The 21949-nt window shown below is 56.4% G+C and carries 24 protein-coding genes; 14 read left to right on the top strand and 10 right to left on the bottom strand.

The features are described from left to right. Positions 1-13 precede the first annotated feature (13 nt). The 7 genes from gspH to K0H80_RS18495 all read left to right on the top strand — a co-directional run bounded on the left by gspH (position 14) and on the right by K0H80_RS18495 (position 5275). Complete coding sequence (gspH, locus tag K0H80_RS18525; RefSeq protein WP_220072556.1) at positions 14-592, top strand: type II secretion system minor pseudopilin GspH; 579 nt, start codon at positions 14-16, stop codon at positions 590-592. Further along, positions 585-989, top strand: a complete 405-nt coding sequence (gene gspI / locus K0H80_RS18520) for a type II secretion system minor pseudopilin GspI (RefSeq protein WP_220072555.1) — start codon at positions 585-587, stop codon at positions 987-989. Before gspH ends, gspI begins: the two co-directional genes overlap by 8 nt. Beyond that, the gene (gene gspJ / locus K0H80_RS18515; RefSeq protein WP_220072554.1) at positions 970-1749 is read left to right on the top strand and encodes a type II secretion system minor pseudopilin GspJ; all 780 of its coding nucleotides are present in this window, start codon (positions 970-972) and stop codon (positions 1747-1749) included. The genes gspI and gspJ overlap by 20 nt, the downstream gene beginning before the upstream one ends. After that, positions 1742-2740, top strand: coding sequence for a type II secretion system minor pseudopilin GspK (gene gspK, locus K0H80_RS18510; RefSeq protein ID WP_220074029.1), 999 nt, complete (start codon positions 1742-1744; stop codon positions 2738-2740). The genes gspJ and gspK overlap by 8 nt, the downstream gene beginning before the upstream one ends. An 84-nt stretch (positions 2741-2824) precedes the next feature. Then, on the top strand, positions 2825-4015 hold the full coding sequence (gene gspL / locus K0H80_RS18505; protein ID WP_011867405.1) for a type II secretion system protein GspL: 1191 nt from the start codon (positions 2825-2827) through the stop codon (positions 4013-4015). Position 4016: 1 nt separating this feature from the next. After that, positions 4017-4493: a type II secretion system protein M gene (locus K0H80_RS18500; protein WP_011867404.1), complete on the top strand. Its 477-nt coding sequence runs from the start codon at positions 4017-4019 to the stop codon at positions 4491-4493. Between the two features lie 20 nt (positions 4494-4513). Continuing rightward, on the top strand, positions 4514-5275 hold the full coding sequence (locus tag K0H80_RS18495) for a type II secretion system protein N (RefSeq protein ID WP_220072553.1): 762 nt from the start codon (positions 4514-4516) through the stop codon (positions 5273-5275). Between the two features lie 78 nt (positions 5276-5353). On the opposite strand, the gene K0H80_RS18490 is transcribed toward K0H80_RS18495, so the two are convergent. Together K0H80_RS18490 and rsmD are read right to left on the bottom strand one after the other, a co-directional pair. Further along, entirely contained in the window at positions 5354-5644 is a 291-nt protein-coding gene (locus K0H80_RS18490) for a DUF1145 domain-containing protein (RefSeq protein WP_220072552.1), read from the bottom strand. Continuing rightward, on the bottom strand, positions 5644-6231 hold the full coding sequence (gene rsmD / locus K0H80_RS18485; RefSeq protein WP_220072551.1) for a 16S rRNA (guanine(966)-N(2))-methyltransferase RsmD: 588 nt from the start codon (positions 6229-6231) through the stop codon (positions 5644-5646). The genes K0H80_RS18490 and rsmD overlap by 1 nt, the downstream gene beginning before the upstream one ends. A 248-nt stretch (positions 6232-6479) precedes the next feature. Between rsmD and ftsY the strand changes: the two genes are divergently transcribed. From ftsY to rpoH, 4 genes are all read left to right on the top strand, one after another. Continuing rightward, complete coding sequence (gene ftsY, locus K0H80_RS18480; RefSeq protein WP_220072550.1) at positions 6480-8240, top strand: signal recognition particle-docking protein FtsY; 1761 nt, start codon at positions 6480-6482, stop codon at positions 8238-8240. Between the two features lie 83 nt (positions 8241-8323). After that, complete coding sequence (ftsE, locus tag K0H80_RS18475) at positions 8324-9025, top strand: cell division ATP-binding protein FtsE (RefSeq protein ID WP_220072549.1); 702 nt, start codon at positions 8324-8326, stop codon at positions 9023-9025. A 14-nt stretch (positions 9026-9039) separates the two neighbouring features. Beyond that, entirely contained in the window at positions 9040-10005 is a 966-nt protein-coding gene (gene ftsX, locus K0H80_RS18470) for a permease-like cell division protein FtsX (protein ID WP_011867398.1), read from the top strand. A gap of 293 nt (positions 10006-10298) precedes the next feature. Continuing rightward, positions 10299-11156, top strand: coding sequence for an RNA polymerase sigma factor RpoH (gene rpoH, locus K0H80_RS18465; RefSeq protein WP_220072548.1), 858 nt, complete (start codon positions 10299-10301; stop codon positions 11154-11156). 40 nt (positions 11157-11196) lie between these two features. On the opposite strand, the gene menE is transcribed toward rpoH, so the two are convergent. The 5 genes from menE to K0H80_RS18440 form a co-directional block, all read right to left on the bottom strand. Further along, entirely contained in the window at positions 11197-12627 is a 1431-nt protein-coding gene (gene menE, locus K0H80_RS18460) for an o-succinylbenzoate--CoA ligase (RefSeq protein ID WP_434086657.1), read from the bottom strand. Positions 12628-12692: 65 nt separating this feature from the next. Next, on the bottom strand, positions 12693-13751 hold the full coding sequence (gene menC, locus K0H80_RS18455) for an o-succinylbenzoate synthase (protein WP_220072546.1): 1059 nt from the start codon (positions 13749-13751) through the stop codon (positions 12693-12695). Then, a complete protein-coding gene (gene menH, locus K0H80_RS18450) occupies positions 13748-14545 on the bottom strand; it encodes a 2-succinyl-6-hydroxy-2,4-cyclohexadiene-1-carboxylate synthase (RefSeq protein WP_220072545.1) in 798 nt (265 codons plus the stop codon). Before menH ends, menC begins: the two co-directional genes overlap by 4 nt. Further along, entirely contained in the window at positions 14545-16248 is a 1704-nt protein-coding gene (gene menD / locus K0H80_RS18445; protein ID WP_220072544.1) for a 2-succinyl-5-enolpyruvyl-6-hydroxy-3-cyclohexene-1-carboxylic-acid synthase, read from the bottom strand. The genes menH and menD overlap by 1 nt, the downstream gene beginning before the upstream one ends. Before the next feature lie 109 nt (positions 16249-16357). Next, complete coding sequence (locus K0H80_RS18440; RefSeq protein WP_011867392.1) at positions 16358-16786, bottom strand: Lrp/AsnC family transcriptional regulator; 429 nt, start codon at positions 16784-16786, stop codon at positions 16358-16360. 169 nt (positions 16787-16955) lie between these two features. Between K0H80_RS18440 and yjeH the strand changes: the two genes are divergently transcribed. Further along, positions 16956-18215 carry an L-methionine/branched-chain amino acid transporter gene (yjeH, locus tag K0H80_RS18435; RefSeq protein ID WP_220072543.1) on the top strand — a complete coding sequence of 420 codons (1260 nt, stop codon included), beginning with the start codon at positions 16956-16958 and terminating at the stop codon, positions 18213-18215. A gap of 66 nt (positions 18216-18281) precedes the next feature. Here the strand turns inward: yjeH and K0H80_RS18430 are convergent, their stop codons facing one another. Then, the gene (locus tag K0H80_RS18430) at positions 18282-18902 is read right to left on the bottom strand and encodes an energy transducer TonB (protein WP_220072542.1); all 621 of its coding nucleotides are present in this window, start codon (positions 18900-18902) and stop codon (positions 18282-18284) included. Positions 18903-19166: 264 nt separating this feature from the next. Here K0H80_RS18430 and K0H80_RS18425 point away from each other — a divergent pair, with 264 nt between their 5' ends. Next, positions 19167-19886: a class I SAM-dependent methyltransferase gene (locus K0H80_RS18425; protein WP_258406135.1), complete on the top strand. Its 720-nt coding sequence runs from the start codon at positions 19167-19169 to the stop codon at positions 19884-19886. A gap of 74 nt (positions 19887-19960) precedes the next feature. Here the strand turns inward: K0H80_RS18425 and K0H80_RS18420 are convergent, their stop codons facing one another. Both K0H80_RS18420 and K0H80_RS18415 read right to left on the bottom strand, forming a co-directional pair. Beyond that, complete coding sequence (locus K0H80_RS18420) at positions 19961-20413, bottom strand: tellurite resistance TerB family protein (RefSeq protein WP_220072541.1); 453 nt, start codon at positions 20411-20413, stop codon at positions 19961-19963. Between the two features lie 91 nt (positions 20414-20504). After that, positions 20505-21023, bottom strand: coding sequence for a DUF2780 domain-containing protein (locus K0H80_RS18415; RefSeq protein WP_011867388.1), 519 nt, complete (start codon positions 21021-21023; stop codon positions 20505-20507). 165 nt (positions 21024-21188) lie between these two features. On the opposite strand from K0H80_RS18415, the gene K0H80_RS18410 reads away from it, so the two are divergent. Further along, positions 21189-21902: a hypothetical protein gene (locus K0H80_RS18410; RefSeq protein ID WP_041406790.1), complete on the top strand. Its 714-nt coding sequence runs from the start codon at positions 21189-21191 to the stop codon at positions 21900-21902. Positions 21903-21949 lie beyond the last annotated feature (47 nt).

Raw genomic sequence — 21949 nt, 5'->3', positions numbered from 1 at the left:
GACGAGTCTGTTTATGCGTGGCGTCCGCCAATTCGGTTTCACCCTGCTAGAGGTCCTGCTGGTCGTCTTGCTGATGGGATTGGCTGCCGCCGCGGTGACTTATACCACGAGCGGCGCCGACCAACACAAGGCGCTGGAGCATACGGCGCGCCAGTTTATGGCGGCCACCGAGCTGGTGTTGGATGAGACCATACTCAGCGGCCACTTCATTGGCATCGTCATCGATAAGCAGCGCTACGAGTTTGTCGTCTACGATGAGGGTAAATGGAAGCCGCTGCAGCAAGATCGCCTGCTGGCGGCCAAAGAGATGGAGCCAGGTGTCGAGATGCATCTGGTGCTCGACGGCCTGCCTCTGACTCAGGAAGATGAAGAGGATGAATCCTGGTTCGATGAGCCGCTTATCGAGCGTAGCGAAGAAGAGAAGAAAAAGTTTCCCGAACCTCAGGTGCTGCTGTTTCCTAGCGGCGAGATGAGCGTCTTCGAGCTGACCTTCGTCGGTAAAGATGAGCGTGGCCAGGAGATTGAGGCCCTGGTGGTTGGCGATGCCCTAGGCCGCCTGACCCTGGGCAGAAAGGATGGATTCGATGAGTAAGCGCAGGCCAAGCTTGAGTCTCACGGGCAGACGCCGCAGCGCCGGCATGACCCTGCTCGAGGTGATTGTGGCCCTCATGGTGTTTGCCATCGCCGCCGTCTCCATCACCAAGAGCCTGGGTGAGCAGATGGCCAACATGCCGATCTTAGAGGAGCGCACCCTGGCCCAGTGGGTGGCCAGCAATCAGATGGTGGATGCGCGTCTGGAGAAGAAATTCCCGGATCTCGGCCGTAAAGACGGTAGCGTCGAACTGGCGGGAAAAGAGTGGTACTGGCGTAAAGAGGTGGTGAAGACCACAGATGATAATTTTCGAATGATACGCATCAGTGTCAGTGACGATGAGCGCTATAAGCGCATCATCGCCCAGGTGAGCAGTTATGTGCTTAAGCAAGACTAAGCAGGCACAGGGCTTTACCCTGCTGGAGATGCTGATCGCCATCGCCATCTTTGCCATGCTGGGGCTGGCGGCGAATGCCGTGCTCAGCACTGTAATGAAAAACGATGAGGTTACCGCCGAGTTTGCCCAACGGCTCAAGTCGTTGCAACAGGGCTTCGGTGCCCTGGAGCGGGATTTTGGCCAGATGGTGGCCCGTACTCCGCGTCTGTTAGAAGGCGGGCGTGGCTCGACCGTGATTCAGACCGGCAAAGATCTGTTCGATTCAGAGTCTGAGGCCATCGTCTTCTACCGTATCGGCTGGTTGAACCCAGACGGGCTCTTGCCCCGGGGCAGCCTGCAGTCGGTGGCCTATGTGGTACAGGAAAATAACCTGGAGCGTTGGTATTTTCCCTATCCCGAGCCGGAGTTTGGCGCCGAGCCGATTAAGACTGTGGTGATTAAAAATGTCCTCTCTGTGGAGTATTCCTTCTATGTCGAGGACAAGTGGCAGCGTAAGTTTGATGCCACTAGCCTGCCCAAGGCGATCGCCATGGAAATTGAGGTGGAAGGCCTGGGTAAGGTACAGCGCAAGTTCCTGTTACCTTTGGGCGCTATGCTGAGTGAAAATGGCTCGGGCAACAACAACGGTAACAATAACGGGAATAACAACGGCAGCAATAACGGTAATAACGGCGGCAATAACAACGGCAACAACTCCGGCGGCAACAGCGACGGAGGTAAAGATGGCGGTTCCGATGGCGAGGAAGATGAAAATGGGTAACTTGCCAGGAAAGCAGCGTGGGGTCGCGCTGATCGTCGTCTTGTTGATCGTGGCCATGATCGCCATCATAGCCACCAACATCAACAGCCGTAACCAGATCTCGGTGCGCCGCACCATCAACCTGGCGCAGTATGATCAAGCCTATTGGTATGCGATCTCGGCCGAAGAGTTGGCCAAGAAGGTGTTGAAACAAGATTTGGATGATGCCGATGAGGGCAAGGTGCATCGTCAGCAATATTGGGCCCAGGCCGATGTGGTGTTTCCCGCCGAGCAGGGTGAGATAGGCGGTCGTATCAGCGATCTACAGGCCTGTTTTAACCTAAATGCCCTGGCGATCGAGACCACAGAGGTGGAAAACGGCCAGCCCAAGCTGCCGCTGCCGGCGGTACAATTTAAGGGGCTGTTGGTGGCGCTGGGGATGGATGACTTCTCCGCCGAGCGTCTGACCCATACGCTGAAAGATTATATCGATGAGGATACGGTCGCCAGCCCGTTCGGCGCCGAAGATGCCGACTATGAGTCGCGCACCGTGCCTTACCGGGCGGCTAACACCCTGATGAGCCATCGCAGCGAGCTGCGGGCGGTGATCGGCTTTAGCCAGGAGGTCTACCTCAAGTTGGCGCCCTATATCTGCGTCATCCCCGGCTATGACCGCCAGGTGCTGAACGTCAACACCATAGAGGTGGAGCAGGCGGCGCTGCTGGCGGGCATGTTTGACAATAAGATCAGCGTGGGCGAGGCCGAAAGCATCATTAATCAGCGACCGGGCGACGGCTATGACAGCCTGGATGACTTCTGGTCTAATGGTTCTATCTCAGGGCTGCGCCAGGACAAGAATCTGGAATCGAGCTTTAGCCTCAAGAGTAAGTATTTTCTGCTGGAGGCGGGCGCTAAGGTTGATAGCGCCACCTTTAGGATGCAAAGTGTATTACGTGTGGGCGGTAACAACCAGCTGGACGTCTTGACCCGTCAATATGGCGGCCAAAAATAATCACTTAGGTGAGCAGCGCTCGTCTAGGCTAATAAAAGGACAAGCTCATCGAGAGCAACTTAATGAGACTTGTGGAGAAAGACATTGAGTGAAAGATTATTTATCCGATTAGGAAGAAGCGCGGAGCAGAGCTGCTCTTGGCTGGTATGGTCGGAGCAAGAGCAGGAGATCATCGCCTCGGGAGAGCTGAGCGACGCCCAGGGGCTGTCGACCCTGACCGAGCGCGCCGGCAACCGTCCGGTGGATATTCTGGTGCCCGCCTCTGCCATTACCCTCACCTCGGTGCAGCTACCGGAAAAGGGCCAGCGTCAGGCGCTTAAGGCCCTGCCTTTCATGCTAGAAGAGACCCTGGCCGAGAATGTCGATGAACTGCATTTTGTCCCTGGTCCCCGCAATGGCGAGTCGCTGAGTGTTGCCGTGGTGGCCCACGAGCAGATGCAGACTTGGCTCTCTTGGTTGAGCGAGGCCGGTATCAAGGCGCGTCAACTGGTGCCCGACTGTCTGGCGCTACCGCTACAGGAATGCCAATGGGCGGCGATGAAATTTGGCCCAGATTACCTGCTGCGTACCAGCACGGGGAGCGGCGTCAGCCTGGATGCCAGCTGGTTCCAGGCCGCTCTGCCAAGACTCGCCGAGGCCCAGGAAGAGACGCCAATCACCCTGGCGAGCTACAGCGATCTGGATATTCAAGGGGTCGAGGTCAAGCCTCAGCCGCTGGATCTGCCCATGTTGGTGTTGGCCAAGGGGATCCTCAACGCGCCACTAAACTTGCTCAGCGGTATCTATACCCCTAAGCGCGAATACAGCAAGCATCTGCTGTTATGGCGTAACGCCGCCATCGTCATCCTGGTGGCCCTGGTGTTGGCTCTGGTCAACAAGGGACTCAATATTCATCAGCTGAACGTCGAGCGAGAAGGTCTGCAGCAACAGACGGGCGAGATCTTCAAGCAGGTGATGGGTAGCTCGCGCATGGTGAACGTGCGCTCGCAGATGGAGAGTCAGCTACGCACCCTGCAAGGGGCGGGCGGCGGCATGGCCTTCTTCACCATGCTCGACGATCTTGCCGTTGGTTTCGATAAGGTGCCTGAGCTCAAGCCTACCAGCCTGCGATTCGACGGAGGCCGTAATGAGCTGCGCATGCAGATCACCGCCAAGAGCTATGCCCAGATCGAACAGTTTAAGGAGCTGATCTCGCCTCACTTCCAGGTGGATTCTGGCGCCATGAACAGCGGCGAAGATGAAGTGACCAGTACCTTAACCCTGAGGAGCAAGTAAGATGGACAACATTAAGACGTGGTGGAATGGCTTAGTGTTGCGCGAGCAGCAGCTCGTGGCGGCTTGCGCCATAGTGTTGGTGCTCGGCATCTTCTACTGGGGGATCTGGACGCCGATCAGCCAGGCCGAAGAGGATGCCCAGCGCAATCTGACGGCTCAGGAGAGCACACTTAACTATGTGAAGCAGACGGCCAACAAGATAGCCGGCCTCAAGCAGTCTGGCGGTAAGAAGGGCTTCTCCGGTAGCCTCAGCGCCGTGGTGACCCAGAGCGCCAAAAGCTATGGCCTGGAGATCACCCGCATGCAGCCCCAGGGTAACAAGATCCAGGTGTGGATGGATGAGGTGCCCTTCGATTCGCTCTTGGATTACCTGAGCGATCTGGTACAACAGAAGGGGCTCTCCCTGGAGAATATCGATCTGGCCGATGGTGAGACCGAAGGCTTCGTCAAGGTGCGTCGCATCCAGTTCTCGCAGTAACAAAGTAGTAAGGGTTTTTTGTGAGTCTAGTGAAAAAAATTGTTATCGGCGTTTTCGTCTATCTGGTGTTTCTGATCGCCCTGTTTCCGGCGAGTGTGGCGGTTAAGTTAGCGTCCCTGCCTAAGCAGGTGAACGCCTCTGGGATCTCTGGCACCATCTGGTCCGGTGAGATTGATAGCTTAATGCTGCAGAAGCGTCGCCTGGAGCAGGTGAGCTGGCAGCTGAGCCCCTGGGGACTGCTGACGGGCAGGGCTAACATCGACTTCGTGGTGGGCAGCCGCGCCACCGCCGTAAATGGTAAGGGTTTCGTGAGTCTGTCTATGTCTGGTATCGATGCCAGCGGCGTGCGTTTCGATGCGCCGAGCGAGTTCCTGGTGGGCAACGCGCGTCTGCCGTTTCGTACTCAGGTGGGGGGCAACTTCAGCCTGATGCTGCAAGACCTGGAGCAGGGCGTACCCTGGTGTCAGCAGCTTACGGGTAAACTCTTTGCCCAGCAGCTGCAGGTAAATAACCAGTTCGGCAAGTATCCTCTGGGGGATGTCGCCGTGGCGCTGAGCTGTGTCGATGGCAACATCAAGGTGCAGACGGATGACAGCATGAATGCCTTAGGGCTTAGTGGCCATGCGCTGCTTAAGGCCGACAAGCTGGTGCAGGTAACCGCCAAGATCAAAGAGACAGAGGCGCAGCCCGATGATCTTAAGCAGGCGCTAAGCTTCCTCGGTAAACGCGACAGCCAGGGCTACTACCCGATCAACTATCAGGGACGGGTCCCCGGCCTCTAGTGGTTGATATTAAGATATAAAAAAGCCCCTTTACGGGGCTTTTTTAATGGCTGCTTCTCTTTAGCAAAAGATCAGCGTTTAGGCCTGATTGTCGGTCATGCCTTGCTGCATCACGCGCTGGCGATATTCCAGCAGGCTGAAGACGCCAAAGAGCATGACACTCAGGTAATGGCCGTAACCTATGGTCATCAGTGGCCTAAACAGGGTGCGGAAGATCAGCGTCTGCAGGCCGTGCATCACCAGGGTGATCCCCAGCAGTAGCGTCAGCAGCATGCCTATGTTGCCTTCTGCCGGGACAAACAGGTTGTAGAGCATCACGGCCCAGGCAAACAGGGTGATCCCCTTGCCGATGAGAATGACCATTTTCATTATTCAGCCTCCACACGTTCGACTCGATAAAGACGATAGGTTACCTGACCGGCCTGTTTCTCCTTGAGAGGAAGCCAGCGGGCAGGCAAATTTAGCGGCGGATGCTCACGTTCTGTCTCCACATAGACGAGCGCATCCTCATTGAGCCATGCCTGGTCATTCAGGCCGTCGATACAGGCCTGGGCCAACCCCTTGCGAAAGGGGGGATCGATGAAGACCACATCGAAGCCCTCGGCGGGCGGCGTCTTGAGCTGCACTAAGGTGTCGCCCTGTACCACCTCGGCGCAGTCGCATTTAAGGGTGGCAAGGTTCTGCTTGAGCTGTTTGGCCGCGCCGGCCTGTAGCTCGAATACCTTGGCGTATTTAGCGTAGCGAGAGAGCGCCTCGAAGCAGAGGGCGCCGCTGCCGCCGAAGCAGTCGAGCACGCGGGCACCGGGAAGATCCCCCGCGATCCAGTTAAACAGGGTTTCCCTGACTCTGTCTGTGGTGGGCCTTAGCCCCTCGAGATCTTGGATCGGGAGTTTTCTGGAACGCCATTGTCCGGCGATGATCCTCACCTGTCCGCTTGCGGGTCGATTTCTTGCCATTTTCTACCTGTATTTTGTGGATTCATTTAGCGGAATTTGGCCTGACCAGATTAAGTGTTAGACTGTTGCGCTAAATTGAGGTCGCTATTTTAACGTAAAGCATAATAAAAAGGTGTAAAGCCCGGGGCATTAACGAAAAAAATGCCGTGTTTTTCTGCGTCAATAGCCTAGCTATCTGGTTATAATAACGGGCGCAAAACGACTTTATAGCGAATTTTGAATCAGTTAGTTGAGTACTGGTATTACACATGGCAAAAAAAGGTTTTTTTTCTTGGTTCCGCAAAGATAAATCTAAGCAGGAAGCGGCGGCACCAGAAGTAGAAGTTTCGACCCAGGCAGAAGCCGAACAGGCTAGCGTCGAAGAAGAGAATGCACGCCTAGCTGCAGAGCAGGCAGAGCAGGCAGAGCAGGCAGAGCAGGCAGAGCAAGAACGCCTTGCAGCCGAACAGGCTGAGCAGCAACGCATCGCCGAGGAGCAGGCCCGCATCGAAGCGGAGAATGCCCGTCTGGCAGCCGAGCAGGCCCGTCTCGAAGCAGAGAGTGAGCGTCTAGCAGCCGAACAAGCTGAGCAGCAACGCCTAGCCGAGGAGCAGGCCCGCGTCGAGGCAGAGAATGCCCGTCAAGCTGCCGAACAGGCCCGTCTCGAAGCAGAGAGTGAGCGTCTAGCCGCAGAACAAGCTGAGCAGCAGCGCATTGCCGAGGAGCAGGCCCGCATCGAGGCTGAGAATGCCCGTCAAGCTGCCGAGCAAGCCCGTCTCGAAGCAGAGAGTGAGCGCCTTGCAGCCGAACAAGCTGAGCAGGAGCGTCTAGCTGCGGAGCGGGCTGAGCAGCAACGCATCGCCGAGGAGCAGGCCCGCGCCGAGGCAGAGAATGCCCGTCTTGCTGCCGAGCAGGCAGAGCAAGAACGCCTTGCAGCCGAACAAGCTGAGCAGGAGCGTCTAGCTGCGGAACAAGCTGAGCAAGAACGTCTGGCAGCCGAGCAGGCAGAGAAGGAGCATCTAGCGGCTGAGCAAGCAGAACAGGCAGCGCAAGAGGAGCAGGTTGAACAACAGCCCGAGCCTCAGCAGAAGCCGACTAAAGAGGGTTTCTTTGCCCGCCTGAAACGCGGACTGAAGCGCACCAGCGAGAATATCGGTAGTGGCTTCATCGGCCTGTTCAAGGGCAAGAAGATCGATGATGAGCTGTTCGAAGAGCTGGAAGAGCAGCTGTTGATCGCCGATGTGGGAGTAGAAACCACCAGTCGCCTGATCGCCAGCCTGACCGAGCAGGCAAGCCGTAAGCAGCTGAAAGATGGCGAGGCCCTCTATGAGCTGATGCGTGAAGAGATGCAGAAGACCCTGGAGCCCGTGAGCATTCCTCTGGTGCCGGAAAACAGTGACGGACCTTTCGTTATCCTTATGGTCGGCGTTAACGGCGTGGGTAAGACCACCACTATCGGTAAGCTGGCCAAACAGTATCAACAGCAGGGCAAGTCGGTGATGTTGGCGGCGGGTGATACCTTCCGCGCCGCGGCCGTCGAGCAGCTGCAGGTCTGGGGTCAGCGCAACGATATTCCAGTGATCGCCCAGCACACAGGCGCAGACAGTGCCTCGGTACTGTTTGATGCGCTGCAGGCGGCGCGTGCCCGTAAGATAGATATCTTGATCGCCGATACGGCGGGACGCCTACAGAATAAGGCCCATCTGATGGATGAGCTGAAGAAAGTGGTGCGTGTGATGAAGAAACAAGATGAGAGCGCACCGCACGAGGTGATGTTGACCCTGGATGCGAGTACGGGTCAGAATGCCATTAGCCAGGCGCAGCTGTTCAAAGAGGCGGTTGGCGTCACGGGTATCACCATGAGCAAGCTCGATGGCACGGCCAAGGGCGGTGTGATCTTCGCCATTGCCGATAAATTTGGCATACCAATTAGACACATAGGTGTCGGTGAGCAGATCGATGATCTAAGAACTTTCGATGCGAAAGACTTTATCGACGCCCTGTTCAGCCATGAGGATGAGGCCAAGTAGCAAACGGCTAGGCGTAAAGCCAGGGCCAGTCGAATTCGGCTGGTCCATCAAAACACTATTGCAGCATCTAAGATTGGGTACTTATGATTCGATTTGAGCAGGTTAGCAAGGTTTATCCCGGTGGTCAGAAGGCCCTCACCGATGTGAGTTTTCATTTGAAACGTGGTGAGATGGCATTCTTAACCGGCCACTCTGGGGCAGGCAAGAGTACTCTGCTTAAGTTGATCACAGTAATCGAGAGGGCTAATGCCGGCCGTGTCTCCATTAATGGTCACGACATCGCCAGCATACGTCCAAAGGATGTCCCCTTCCTGCGCCGTGATATCGGCATGATCTTCCAAAACCATCACCTGCTGATGGACCGCAGCGTCTTCGACAATATAGCCTTGCCTCTGGTGATCGAGGGCTTCGCCCTGCATGAGATCAAGAAGCGGGTGCTGGCAGCGCTGGATATGGTGGGCCTGTATGGCAAGGAGCGTCACTACCCCATCATGTTATCCGGTGGTGAACAGCAGCGGGTGGGGATCGCCCGTGCCATCGTCAACAAGCCGCCTCTGCTGCTGGCCGATGAGCCCACGGGTAACTTGGACCCTAAGTTGTCCATGGATATCCTGCGCCTGTTTGAAACCTTTAACGATGCCGGCACAACCGTGCTGATCGCCACTCACGATCTGGGCCTGATCGCCAGAATGCGTTATCGCACCCTGACCCTGAAACAGGGCCGTATCCTGGGCGGAGACGAGCTGGCGAGCACTCACACAACTGCCAGCGCCTTCGGCCAATAATTGAGGAGAGTCAGATGAGTCAGCAACCTCAATTGGTGCGCAGTAAGCTGCCTATCAGCGGTCGTATCGTGATGTTTTTCATCCGTCATATTCAACATGCCATGGGCAGCATGGGGGAGTTGTGGCGCAATCCGGTTTCTTCCCTGATGACCATGGCCGTGCTGGGGGTAAGTCTTAGCCTGCCGGCGGCCCTGCAGGTGTTGGTGAAGAATGCCGAGACCATTACTCAGTCCTGGAACAGCGCCGCCGAGATCTCCCTGTTTATCGACGAGGGGCGCAGCGAGCGTAGCATACAGAGCCTCATCAGCCGTATCAGCGCCTACCCTGAGGTGAGCGCCGTCAGCTATATCGACCGCGACAAGGCCCTGGAGGAGTTTCAGCGCCTGTCCGGCTTCGGCGAGGCCCTGGCCTATCTGGATGAGAACCCGCTACCTGCGGTGATCACGGTAACCCCGGGCATCAAGCACGCCAGCCCTAATGGTGCCCGCGAGCTGCTGAAGAAGCTGGAGCTGGAACCTGAGGTGAGCTTTGGTCGCCTGGATATCGAGTGGCTGGAGCGTCTGCAGGCCGTGGTGAGGCTGCTGGAGCGCACCGTGATGGCCATCGCCGCACTGCTGGTGTTGGCCGTGGTGCTGGTGATAGGTAACACCATACGTCTGGCGATCATGAACCGCCGCACCGAGATCGAGGTGATGAAACTGGTGGGCGCCACAGAGGCCTTCATTCAGCGCCCCTTCCTCTATACCGGGATCTGGTTTGGGGTGATCGGCGGCGTGTTGGCCTGGGTGATCATCAATCTGTTGGTCTGGTATCTGGACGGCGCGCTGGCGAGCCTGCTCGGCCTCTATGGCAGTACGCTGGAGATGCAGTCGTTGACCCTGGTTGAGCTGGGCGAGTTGATACTCTTGGCCTCCTTCCTCGGTTGGTTAGGTTCCTACCTGTCGGTGCGTCAACACCTAAGGGCGATCGAGCCTTCCTAGGGGCTGTACCACACTGGCTAAGCGGGTATTTATTGCGGCAGAAATAGGCTGGCCTGGGGGCTGGACTCCCGGGAATTTATGAACTAATTTTCACTTGCAATGTCTATAGAATCGGGTGAAATTAAACCCTGTTCAGCTTCGAGTGTTGACATAGACTGTCAGATAGTTAATAGTTCATCAGCTTGTCCCTGGGCGTAATCCCCTTTCTTTATACTCCCACGGAATGCCGCTTTCAGGCGGTGCTGAGCACACAAAGCGTTAAATTTAAGCTAGATAAGAAGTTAGGAGCGTTAATGACAAATCAAACGCAATCAATGGCACTAATGGTACCTCAAAGCAGCAGTAGCATAGAGGCTTATATCCATTCTGCACACAACATTCCTATGTTGGAGGCGAATGAGGAGTATGAGCTGGCGAAACGTCTGCAGGAGACCGGTGACATTCAGGCTGCGAAGCAGTTGATTATGTCTCATCTTCGTTTCGTTATTCATGTCGCCAAAGGTTACGCGGGTTATGGTCTGCCACAGGCGGATTTGATCCAGGAAGGTAACATTGGTCTGATGAAGGCGGTAAAGCGCTTTGATCCCGATGTGGGTGTACGTCTTGTCTCGTTTGCCGTGCATTGGATTAAAGCCGAGATCCACGAATACGTGCTGAAAAACTGGCGTATCGTTAAGGTCGCGACCACCAAGGCGCAGCGTAAGCTGTTCTTCAATCTGCGTAAGGCTAAGAAACGTCTTGGCTGGTTCAGCGATGAAGAGGTGACCATGGTTGCCGAAAACCTGGGCGTCTCGAAGAGCGATGTGACAGAGATGGAATCACGCATGGCGGCGCAGGATCCAGCCTTCGATCTGGCCAGCGACAACGATGACGATCAGGACTATGCCCCGGTGCATTACCTTGAGGATCATTCGTCGGATATCGCCTCTCAGGTCGAAAACGACAACTTCGAAGCCGATAACCAAACCCGTCTTCTGGCGGCCATCAAGACTCTTGATGAGCGTAGCCAGCATATTCTACAGGCGCGTTGGTTAGACGAAGAGAAGACCACGCTGCAAGAGCTGGCGGCCACTTATCAAGTTTCTGCCGAGCGTATCAGGCAGCTTGAGAAGAACGCCATGAACAAGCTCAAGGGTCGCATGGAAATGTAACGCCCCTTGTGTGAATGACTAAGAATGAAAAAACCTGCTATCAAGCAGGTTTTTTTGTGGCTAATCCATGACGTTCGACCACCGCCTGTATCACGAGTTTGCGGGGCAACTTGAGCCCCGTCTGCTCAACCTCGGGCCAGGGGAAATAGCGCCTTGGGCGTTTAAAGCGGGCGATATGCTGGCAGAGAAACCCTTCGAGCTTCTCAAGCGATGCGACTTCCCCCTTGATGATGGCCGCCGGCAGCAGGCCGAACTCCTCGTCGGACACGCCAAACACCAGCGCCTCTTCGATGCCGGGATAGCTTCTTAGTACTGCCTCTATCTCTTCGGGCTGCACGTTTTCACCGCCGCAGATAAACATGTTGTCTGTGCGCCCCAGTATGAGCAGCTCACCCTTGGGCGTGAACTGGCCGCGATCTTGGGTGCAGAACCAGCCATCGTCATCCAGCGGTCTGCTGATCTCATGGGGCGGTTTATCGCCCAGATAACCGAGAAACAGTGTCTCGCCGCGCACATAGATCACCTCATCGACAATTTTCAGCTCGCGTCCGGGCAAGGCAAACCCACAACTGCCCTGGGCATTGGCTCTTGCAGTGGTGATCTGCGAGCTCATCTCTGTCATGCCGTAACTGGTAAAGGCCGGAATGCCCAGCGGCGTCAGGCGTTTAATCAGCTGCTCATCTATGGCGCCGCCACCCAGCAGCAGCGCCTTGAGCCCTTTGAGACTCTCGGGGGCGTCGTTAAGTAATCTCACTAGTTGGGTGGCCACCAGAGAGAGGTGGGTCAGGGGAATAGCATTGAGCTGCTTTGCCAACGACAGATCGGGCGCCGGCAGGGTCAGGGCCGCGCCGGCCAAGGCGCAGCGATTGACTATGGCCAGGCCGCCGATGTGGAATAGTGGCAGAGAGAGCAGCCAGTTGTCCCCGAGAACAAGGGGGATCTTCTGGGTCGAGCCTAGGGCACTGGCGATATGATTGTTGAGACAGTGCACGGCGGCCTTGGGCATGCCGCTGCTGCCAGAAGTGAGTATGATGTTGCAGGGCCGCGCCGTGTCTATCCTGATTGCTTCTGCTTTGGTTGATTTCTTGCTTTCGCGAGTCGTGGCTAGTGACGCCTCGGCGTCTAAGCTGAGCGTCAGGCCTGGCTCCGGCAGTATTTCTCGATAAGTCTCGCCAGCCCAGAAATGGTTAAAGCCGTAGCGCTCGGCTATCGCAGTGATCTGCGCCTTGGGAAACCTTGGGTTTAACGGGCAGAAGATGGCGCCGAGATCGATACAGGCCCAGTAGAGGATCACCAGTGCCAGAGAGTTTTGGTCGACGCAGGCCAGCTTGTCGCCTGACGTTAAGCCCAGATCATGCAGCTGGCGCGCGCACTGTCGCACCCTTTGGGATAGTTGAGCATAGTCGATGGCGCGATAGCCACCATCACGCCAGTGATGCAGGGCGACTTGCCCGGGCGCCTTGGCCGCCATCAGGTGCAGCGGTGAGGCGTCTATGCTTTCCCGGCCAATGTCTAGGCTGATTTCCTTGCTGTGTTTCAAATCGCCTCCCGCGAGACCTGTTTCAGGCAGATCAGGTTTTCCAGCGTCAGGCAGCGATTCTTACCTGTAGATACCAGCAGATCGGCGCTAAAGGCGCTTAGGGTATCCAGTCCTGGCACCTCATCTGGGGTCAGGGCCTCGCTGAGATCTCTCAGTGCATTGATGCCCAGGCTGGCTTCCAGGCTGGCGCTGAGAATCACCCGCACGCCCGCCTCGTGGGCCTGCTGAGTCAGGGTTTGAAGATCCGCCAGCGAGCCTAAGATCATCGGCTTGACGATAAGGGCGCTGAGCCCCGGCGCCATGGTAAATCGGTAGCCTGGGCTACTCAGGCTCTCATCCAAGGCAAATCCCACGCCTAAGGCCTGATACAGGGCAGTGTTATCGCCCGGGTTTTCACAAGGCTCCTCGATATATTCGATCGCCTCCAATGGCAGACAGGCGAGAAAGTCGATCGCCGCTTCCAGGCTGAAGCAGCGGTTGGCGTCCAGCCTCAGCTTGAGGTCTGGGCGACGGGCCAGGATACGATGGATCATGGCGACCTCTTGCTCCATCGAGGTCTGTCCCACCTTGACCTTCACCGCATGAGTCGAGTTTTCCAGGGCATCTATGCGGGCATCCAGCGCCTGGGGCGATTCATCTTGGGCCTGATAGATAAGAGGGATGGTTCGCGCGCCTCGTCTGGCGGCAGGCAATCGCCCCGAGAGTCTGGCGTGAAGCAGCGAAAGGCCAAATGCCAAGGCGGGAAGTTGTGTCTCCTGGGCCAGTCTTGCCAGCTCGTCGACCGGTTGGTTTATCAGCTCATCCAGCAGGGGCATGAGTTGGTCGACCACTTGGCTCAGCGACTCCTGGCTAAAGCCTTTGAGGGGCTGTTCGTCCACATCCTGGCCGCTCAGGGGGGCTATCTCTACCTCATTGGTGACAGATTCGTCCTGCTCGGTTACCGCGCTGGCTCTGAGGACCAGCCCCTGACGGTTATCGATACGCTGCTTGCCCACCGGCAGCAGCTTGTCCAGGGGGATCTGATAGCGATAGAGGCTGAGTTGGCTGAGTATCATGCTTGTATCCTGAGATTAGCGATGAGGGTATCGCAAAAGGCCTCTGGCTGCGCCAGATGCACGTTGTGTCCGGCTTCCGGCACCTTGGTTAGGGATATTCCCTGTTTCGCCTGCCAGGCGCTCGCCAGGGCGAGAAACTTATCGTCCTGCAGGCCGACATAGTAGTGCCAGGGGAGCGCCAGCTCACTGGGTAACTGCGCCAGATCCGCCTGCTGACCCAGAGAGGTGGGCAGGTAGATGCTGGCCAGCGCCTCGGGACTATTATGGGCCCGCTTCTGGATGAGCCTCTGCCGCTGCGTGTCGCTTAGGGAGGCAAACACACCTTGTTGGTACCAGAGGGCGAGAAAATCTGTGATGGGCAGAGACAGTAACTTCTGCTGCCAGCGCCTGTCCTGCTCCACCCTCTGGGCTCTTTCTTCGTCATTGCTAAGCCCTGGGTGACAAGATTCCAGATGTAGGCTGCGCAGGCGCTCGGGCGCCCGTTTTGCAAGATGCTGGGCCAGATGCAGGGCGATGCGGCCACCGAGTGAGTAACCCAGCAGATGAAAGCGATTTACCTTTAGCTCGTCCAGTGTCGAGAGGATATGGGTCACGACCCGCTGAAAGCCTGACGAGTCTGGATCGCCTTCGAGCGAAGGGCTGGTGCCATGACCGGGCAGATCCAGGGCGATACAGCAGAAATGGTGACTGAGGCTAGGGAGGATGGCCTGCCAGTCATCTTTATCTCCCAGCAGTCCATGCAATAAGACTAAGACGGGTCTTTGGCTGTCGCCATCGCATCGGTAGGCCAGCATCAGCTTTGCTTGATCCAGGTGGCGAGGCGAGCTATCTGTTCGCTGGCCTGATCCTGCGCCACACATACCTCGATGACAGAGGCACCCGGGTAGGCCAGGGCATCGTTGTAGGCCTCGTTGAAACTCACGATATCCTCGACGCGATTGTAGGGTAGGCCGAACATGGCCGCGCCATAGCCAAATTCCAGGCCGTGGGCCAGACGATAGTAGCCGCTACGTAGCTTCTCATCGGGCACAGGCAGTAGATTGAAGATGTTGCCGCCGTCGTTGTTGAGTATGACGATTACTAGGGTGCCCTGTTGCTTCGCCGCCAGCGCAAGTGAGTTGAGATCGTGCAGCTGTGACAGATCGCCGATGACAAGCGTGGTCGAGCTGGCCTTGTGGGCCGCTATTCCACAGGCGGTGGCCAGCAGGCCGTCGATACCCGAGGCGCCGCGGTTGGTAAAGACGCGAGGCGCGAGAGGTGTGATGGGGGCGTACATGTCGTAGAGTCGTACCGGCAGGCTGTTGCCGATAAACAGCTGTTGCTCACCGTGCCCGGCGATGGTGCGCACCACCTGAGCCTCGCCAAATTCGGCGTCGTCAATCTGTTGCTGGAACAGGGTGGCCAGCTGCTCGTTGGCCTCAATCAGTTGCAGCGCCCAGTTGGCCTCGGAAGATCTCGGCCAGGGCAGTTGAGCAAAGGTGGCAAGCGGGCTTATCCACACCTGCTTGGCACTATGGCTAGGATCGAGCCGGGTCTGCTGGGGTAGCACCTGCCAGTAACGCTTCCATTTCTGCTCGCTAAGATAGCTAATCAGACGTTTCGACAGCAGACGTCCGCCGAACACCAGTACGGTATCGGCTTCCTGCAGCAGCGCCTTGGCCTTGGGTTGCAGCAGGAGTTGATCTATGTTGCCGATGGCTGCGCCATGTTGCCTCAGCTGAGACTGGGCGTCGGTCAGCAGCGGCCAGCCGAGCTTCTGCGCCAGTTCGATAAGCTGTTCGGGTTGCTGCTCGGGCGCCAGGGTGCCGGCGATGATCACGCCCTTGCCATGAACGAAGCGCGCCAGGGCGTCTGGCGTCGGTGCGCTGATCAGCTGTGCGTCGGCAAACAGGTTATAGGGCTGGGCGCTATGTTGCCAGTTGCCCAGCGGGCTTAGGTAGTGGGTGAAATCGGCGCTCATGGAGCCCGGGTAGAGGGGCTCTCGGTACATGCAGTTGACGTGTATCGGCCCCTTGGCGTTGGCGACCGACTCATCCAGCAGGGTGAGCAGCGCCTGGGGCGGTATCGCCATATCCGGTGTCGGCAGATTGACCTGTTTGGCATAGTCGGCAAAGATGGCCGGCTGCACAATCGCCTGATTGGCGCCGCAGCCCAGCAGCTCTGGCGGGCGATCGCCGGACAAGACGATTAGCGGTACCTGGGTCAGCCAGCCTTCGACTATGGCTGGATAGAGGTTGGCGACCGCCGTGCCCGAGGTGGTGATGATGGCGACAGGGGCGCGGCTGGCCTTGGCCAGTCCCAGGGCGAGAAAGCCCAGGCCACGCTCATCGAAATGAAGATGTTGCTTGAGCTTGGTCTGTTTGGCCGCCGCCAGGGTGAGTGGGGTCGAGCGAGAGCCGGGCGCCATGCAGACATGTTGCACTCCAAGGCGTGCCAGCTCTTCGAGGATTAGCGAGCCCCAAAGAAGGTTCAATTCGGCGGTTTTTTCAATCTGCATAATGGTTTAACCAATGAAAGAGTTAAACGATAGTCTATCGTTAAGCATATAGTAAAGGAAACCACAGGCCTAAACTGTTACTCATGTTCAGGCATGAGAAATATCCATGTTAGCCGCGGTTGTCGATCCATTCGCTCATCACCACATGGGTCTTGAGTTTGATGATGTCGGTCTGGGCGTCGATATATTCGCGGATCTCGTGCAGGCGGCGCATGGAGTCGGCCTGCACATAGACCAGGAGATCCATGTCGCCCGTGATGCCGCGGCAGGTGATCACCTCGGGGATAGACTGGAACACATGCACCACATCGGCGCAGCGGGGACAGCGGTGTTGGATCTCGAAGTAGGCGGAAACGCCCTCTTTCTGAGATTCGCTGAGCAGCACCTGATAACCGCGGATGATCCCTGTCTGTTCCAGCTTCTTGATCCGTTCGGAAACCGCGCTGCGCGACAGGCTGACGGTCTCGGCGATGCTGGAAACACTCTGTCTGGCGTCCTGTCTCAGGGCGTTGATGATGGCCTTATCAAACTTGTCCAAGCTGTCCTCTCTGGTATCTGATCAAATATGTGACCGACAAAGTGTCGGCAAATTGATAAAATTCCGTCAAAGTGTTGGCTCTAATTTGAGTTTCGCCGGAAATCTTTGACAGATTGTTTGACCCGCTAAGTCTATACTATCCCCATAGATAACCCTAACAGAACCTAAGATGGAACATAATCACGGTACTATTGGTCGCTGGCAAGGTGCCGGTCTGATGGCCACCACTTTGCTTGGTACAGGCGTATTTATCCTGCCGGAGATGACGATTGCCACCGCGGGCAGTGGTGCCCTGCTAGCCTGGATATTACTCACCCTAGCGATCATCCCTGTGACTCTGGTATTTGCTCGTCTGGCGGGGGTATTTCCCCATGCCGCCGGCCCAGCCTACTTTGTCGAGAAGGCTTTCGGCCGCACCGCCGGGCGCACGACCGGACTCATCTTCCTCCTGGTGGTGCCCATAGGCACACCCGCCGCCATCTTGATGACCTTCCAGTTCATCAATGCCCTGGTGCCCCTGGTGGGTTGGCAACAGTTGATGACCGAGCTGGCGCTGTTGCTGCTCCTGCTCGCGCTTAACCTCAAGGGAATACAGGTGTCGGCCAAGTTGCAGTTTGCCCTGACCCTGGCCATCGTCTCTGTGGTGGTGATCCTGTTCGGCGCCGGTGGTGCCAAGCTCGGCGATCTCGAACTGGCGGCGCCCCAGGCGGGAAGCGATATGGGATTGGTGATGGCGGCGGCCGGTATCGCCTTCTGGAGTTTTCTCGGTATCGAGGCGATGACCCATCTGGCCAACGACTTCAAGCGTCCGGACAAAGATATGCTGCCGGCGATGATCATAGGCACCATCTTGGTGGGCCTGGTCTATGTCACCTGCACCTTACTCCTGCTGTTTGTGCCTAAGGGCGAAGGGCTCGCCATGGTGACTGCCTTCGATCATCTGCTTGGCGGTTATGGTGCTCAGGTGATAGGAATTCTGGGGATCGCCGGCGGGCTCTCCACGGTTAACGTCTATACCGCCAGTGTGGCCAGGCTGATCTGGAGTTTCAGCCGCGATGGCGTGCTGCCCCGTTATTTCGACAAGCTCAATCAACACAGGGTGCCGGTACGCGCGCTGATGGCCGTGCTGATCACCATGGCCACGGTTATCAGCCTGACCTATCTGCTCGGCCAGGAGCTGGAACATCTTATCGCCTGGACCAATGGGGTGTTCGTGCTCATCTATCTGGTTTCCATGCTGGCGGCGGCCAGGCTGCTGAGTAAGCGCTATCTGCCTCTGGTGATCATGGGAGTGGCCTTCTGTCTCGCCATGGCCGTGGCGCTGGGCGCCAACATGCTCTACGCCCTGTTGCTGGTATCTGTGCTCGCCCCGCTACTCTGGTGGCAGAAGACTCACCTGGTGCGTAAGCAGACCTGTCGGGCGGGTTAGGCCAAGCGGAAGGTTTAATGAGCAAGGAGGCAGCCTAAGCCGCCTCCTTGTCGATAGTGAACCCCATCAGATCTGTTGATCTAACTTGAAGTCGAGTCTTACCTGCTGCCTGGTTTGTGGGGTGACCCGGCCCTCTTCCATCTTAGGTTTGTATTTCCACTTCTTTAACGCATTGATGGCCGCGCGGTCGAAGATGCGCTTAGGTTTGGCCTGAATTACCTTGATGTTCTCGACCGCTCCACTGGCTGAGATATCAAACTCCAGCAGTACATAACCCTCCTTTCCTTCCTGTGCAGCCGATACGGGATACTGAGGCGATACCTGAATGATGGGCAGGGCATCGCTCGTGTCGTTTACCACACGTGAGTCTTGGGTGGTATTAACGACCTTAGGCATCTCGATGACACCCGGGAGTACTCCAGTTTCGCTGGTTTTACTCTCTTCGAAGCCTTCGACGCGCCTAGGGGGCGGCACCGGATCTTTTTTAGGTTCTATGATGGTTTCGCGCTTCTTCTCTTCAGGCGGTTTGGGCTCGGAGGAGAGGTTTAGGTCGGGTGTTGCAATGGCGTATGTTTGAGTGGGCCGTTCGTTATCGATGAGTTTGGCCATGAAGGCGAACAGAGACAGGGTGATCACGCCACCTAAGATGGCGATAAAGGTACGTTTGAACAGTGCAGTTTCTTTCATAAAGCATCCTTACCTTATTATCTTTGCTACAAGTTATGCCGCCTATTTGTAAGCAAATGTAAACAACGAACTTATAGGGTTATCACCCTTTTTTAGACTTGGCTAATAAAAAATCAATTTCGGGTCTAATTAAGATATTTTTAATTACATTTGCGTAACCAATAATTTACATTTGGCGTTTATCCTAGGGCGAAACAGATGAACTGGGGGTTAGGTGTGAAGGCTTTTAATTTTGTTGTGTTATCGCTATTGGGAGGCTTGATCTTGAGCGGCATCAATTTTAGTTATGCAGAGGACGCGTCGGCGATACGGGCGGCCGTCGACAGTCAAGACAGATTGCCCCGCGACAAGGCGCGGGACGGGAGCCGACATCCAGAAGCCATCTTGAACTTCTTCGAGGTGGCGCCTGGGCAGAGAGTGCTCGATCTCTTCTCCGGTGGTGGCTACTACAGCGAGCTACTGGCCCGTGTGGTGGGGGAGCAGGGCAGTGTATTGGTACACAATAATCAGGCCTATCTGCCCTTTGCCAAGGAAGATCTGGCCGAGCGCCACTATCAAGAGCGTCTGCCCAATGCCGAAGTGATTATCAGCGAAGCCGACGAGCTGCAACTGCCCGCGGCGAGCTTTGACCGCATCTTCTTCATTCTGGGCTTTCACGACACCTATTATCACGAACCAGGTTGGCCGGCCATCGACAGGGAAAGGCTATTGCAGCAGATGTTTACCAGCCTGAAACCCGGCGGTATCGTGGCGATTATCGATCACGACGCCGCACCGGAAAGTGACATCAACACGGCCCATGAGCTGCACCGTCTGGCCAGGCGCCATGTGGTAGATGCTATGGAGGCGGCCGGATTTAAACTGCAGGGGAGTCTGGCTGTGCTGGAAAACCCAGAGGATAAGCTGACGCTGTCGGCCTTCGATGAGACGGTGCGCGGCAAGACCAGCAGATACGTGCTTAAGTTTGTGAAGCCTAAGTTGTGAAGCTTTAGTTTGTGCAGCCTTAGCTTTTGAGAGCGAGTTTGAGAGCTGGGTGCTGAGATTGAGAGTAGGCAAGCCTAGCGTGTCTTGTTGATGGCGGCGTTTCTCAGCTGGATCAGTTCGCTGTGCTTGAGGTAGAGGAGTTCGGCGGTGCGGCGGATGATCTGATCTTCATAGCGGCACAGGTTGCCATCGGCGTAGGCCAGGGTCCACATGGCGAGGATCAGCTGCTGTTTCTGCTCCAGCGTGCACTGGTCGTTGATCTCTTTGGTAAATTCAAACAGTGAGGTGGCGTTGCCCTGCACCCGCCTTGCCTCGGCGATCAGGGTCTGGGCTTCCTGCATGCTCAGCGATAGGGCCGAGGTGAGCAGCTCAGGCAGCAGCGCGGCTTCCTGCTCATCTAGGGTCTGATCGGCGTAGACCACTTCCAACAGCAGACAAGCGGCGGCCAACTGCAGGTGTTTGGCCTTCTCCTCGGGGGACTCCGCATGTGTCTGGGCGGTGAGAAATTGCTTTAGCTTGGCGATCATCGCGCATACCTTTCAAGACTTAGGTAGAAGTTAGAGTCCCAGGAAAGGACAGAGTTCATCTTGTGTAGATGAACTCTGTTTCATCCAATCTTTAGAGCAGGGCGCCTAGCCCCTGCATCAGCAGATCTGTGGTGCCGGCGCCGGCGTTGGCGTCGAGATACCCCTTAACGATATCCACCATAGGCTTAGCCAGTTCCTTGGAGATGCCCAGCTTCTCAAAAGAATCATAGACCTGGGCGCCACCCTGTAGCGAGCTGCCGAGATCGCCCGCCTTAGAGAGTAGGCCCGACATGCCAGAGTCGCTGTCGAGCTGCGGCGCCGCCGAGAGCAGGCCATCTATGCCAGGAATCGCCTCGGCGATAGGGCCGAAGCTGTCGCCGCCAAGGGTCGTCTTCGCCAGCGATAGCAGGCTGCCCAGTCCACCTTCCGCCTGGGTCTGGTTGAGACCGAGCTGAGACATCACAGTGCCAACGAGATCGTTGTTTTGAGTCTGGGTGGCGACCTGAGGCGCCTCTTCTTTCTTGGTGAGGTCGTCAAACCAGCCGGCCGATGCCGGGCTGCTGAGCAGTAATGAGCCTAAGATAACCGCGCTGATAGTGGATAATTTCATGAATCGCCATCCCATGGTGATTAAGTGCTAGATAGGTGACCTATTCTAGCCTAGCCTGGCAACAAGTTTGTATCTATTTTTAGACATGTGTTGTGCATTGGCGGCGAAATTTCGGTATCCTGTCGCACTCACAAGTTGGTTTATATCTATCTAATGGAAAGTCACATGTCATTATCAGCGATTTTGACCGAAGCTTATAACTTCTTTCGTAACCATATCCGCCAGTTAGCCGCACTTACCGTGCCTATCTTATTCCTACAGGTGGGGATTCAGATGTGGTTAGGCATGGAGATCAATAGCGCAGATCTGGAGAATCCCCAGTTTGGCGTGCCCCACATGATCGCTATGATGGTGCTCTTGTTGGTCTTTTCACTGCTTATCGCCGCCCTGACGCTGTTTATGGAGGTGAGATCTCATGGGCATGAGCCGTCGACCGGCATACTGCTCAAGACTAGCCTGAGTTTCGTGCCGCCGCTGCTGCTGGCCGGTGTCTTCTCTGGTCTGGCAATTTTGGCACCTGTGATGCTGTTTGCCGCCTTTGGTCCTATCTGGCTGGTGGGCCTGGTGATCAGCATCTATGTGTTCGCCCGTCTGGCCTATGTGAACTTTATGGTGGTGGTCGAGCGCCTGACGCCGCTGGAAGCGATCAAGGGGAGCTTTAAGTTTAGTGGCCCTATTGCCTTTAAGACCCTGTTGGTACTCATGCTCTACATTCCGCTGTCGCTCATCGGTGGCACCCTGTCTAGCCTGGCACAATCCGTAGGCTTCCCGTTGGTGCTGGTGGTCGAGGTGTTGGTGGCCTTCTTCGGCCTGTTCGTCAACGTCGCCCTGTTCCGCCTCTACATGGTGTCTCGTCCCAGCATAGACGAGCAGGTGTGATCCTAAAGCGCAGCGCCTTATAGTACAGCACATACGGAGTCTTCACC

This window comes from Shewanella aegiceratis (assembly GCF_019457495.1).
In the GTDB taxonomy this organism is placed as follows: Bacteria; Pseudomonadota; Gammaproteobacteria; order Enterobacterales; family Shewanellaceae; genus Shewanella; species Shewanella loihica.
Note: the sequence above shows the minus strand (reverse complement) of the source record. Positions and strands in the feature narration are given on the sequence as shown.

Bases quoted from the DNA above. Each gene is read 5' to 3' on its own strand.
- gspH (WP_220072556.1), top strand. From the start codon at position 14: ATGCGTGGCGTCCGCCAATTCGGTTTCACCCTGCTAGAGGTCCTGCTG.
- gspI (WP_220072555.1), top strand. From the start codon at position 585: ATGAGTAAGCGCAGGCCAAGCTTGAGTCTCACGGGCAGACGCCGCAGC.
- gspJ (WP_220072554.1), top strand. From the start codon at position 970: ATGTGCTTAAGCAAGACTAAGCAGGCACAGGGCTTTACCCTGCTGGAG.
- gspK (WP_220074029.1), top strand. From the start codon at position 1,742: ATGGGTAACTTGCCAGGAAAGCAGCGTGGGGTCGCGCTGATCGTCGTC.
- K0H80_RS18500 (WP_011867404.1), top strand. From the start codon at position 4,017: ATGGACAACATTAAGACGTGGTGGAATGGCTTAGTGTTGCGCGAGCAG.
- K0H80_RS18490 (WP_220072552.1), bottom strand. From the start codon at position 5,644: ATGAAAATGGTCATTCTCATCGGCAAGGGGATCACCCTGTTTGCCTGG.
- rsmD (WP_220072551.1), bottom strand. From the start codon at position 6,231: ATGGCAAGAAATCGACCCGCAAGCGGACAGGTGAGGATCATCGCCGGA.
- ftsY (WP_220072550.1), top strand. From the start codon at position 6,480: ATGGCAAAAAAAGGTTTTTTTTCTTGGTTCCGCAAAGATAAATCTAAG.
- ftsE (WP_220072549.1), top strand. From the start codon at position 8,324: ATGATTCGATTTGAGCAGGTTAGCAAGGTTTATCCCGGTGGTCAGAAG.
- ftsX (WP_011867398.1), top strand. From the start codon at position 9,040: ATGAGTCAGCAACCTCAATTGGTGCGCAGTAAGCTGCCTATCAGCGGT.
- rpoH (WP_220072548.1), top strand. From the start codon at position 10,299: ATGACAAATCAAACGCAATCAATGGCACTAATGGTACCTCAAAGCAGC.
- menE (WP_434086657.1), bottom strand. From the start codon at position 12,627: ATGGCGGCCAAGGCGCCCGGGCAAGTCGCCCTGCATCACTGGCGTGAT.
- menC (WP_220072546.1), bottom strand. From the start codon at position 13,751: ATGATACTCAGCCAACTCAGCCTCTATCGCTATCAGATCCCCCTGGAC.
- menH (WP_220072545.1), bottom strand. From the start codon at position 14,545: ATGCTGGCCTACCGATGCGATGGCGACAGCCAAAGACCCGTCTTAGTC.
- menD (WP_220072544.1), bottom strand. From the start codon at position 16,248: ATGCAGATTGAAAAAACCGCCGAATTGAACCTTCTTTGGGGCTCGCTA.
- yjeH (WP_220072543.1), top strand. From the start codon at position 16,956: ATGGAACATAATCACGGTACTATTGGTCGCTGGCAAGGTGCCGGTCTG.
- K0H80_RS18430 (WP_220072542.1), bottom strand. From the start codon at position 18,902: ATGAAAGAAACTGCACTGTTCAAACGTACCTTTATCGCCATCTTAGGT.
- K0H80_RS18420 (WP_220072541.1), bottom strand. From the start codon at position 20,413: ATGATCGCCAAGCTAAAGCAATTTCTCACCGCCCAGACACATGCGGAG.
- K0H80_RS18415 (WP_011867388.1), bottom strand. From the start codon at position 21,023: ATGAAATTATCCACTATCAGCGCGGTTATCTTAGGCTCATTACTGCTC.
- K0H80_RS18410 (WP_041406790.1), top strand. From the start codon at position 21,189: ATGTCATTATCAGCGATTTTGACCGAAGCTTATAACTTCTTTCGTAAC.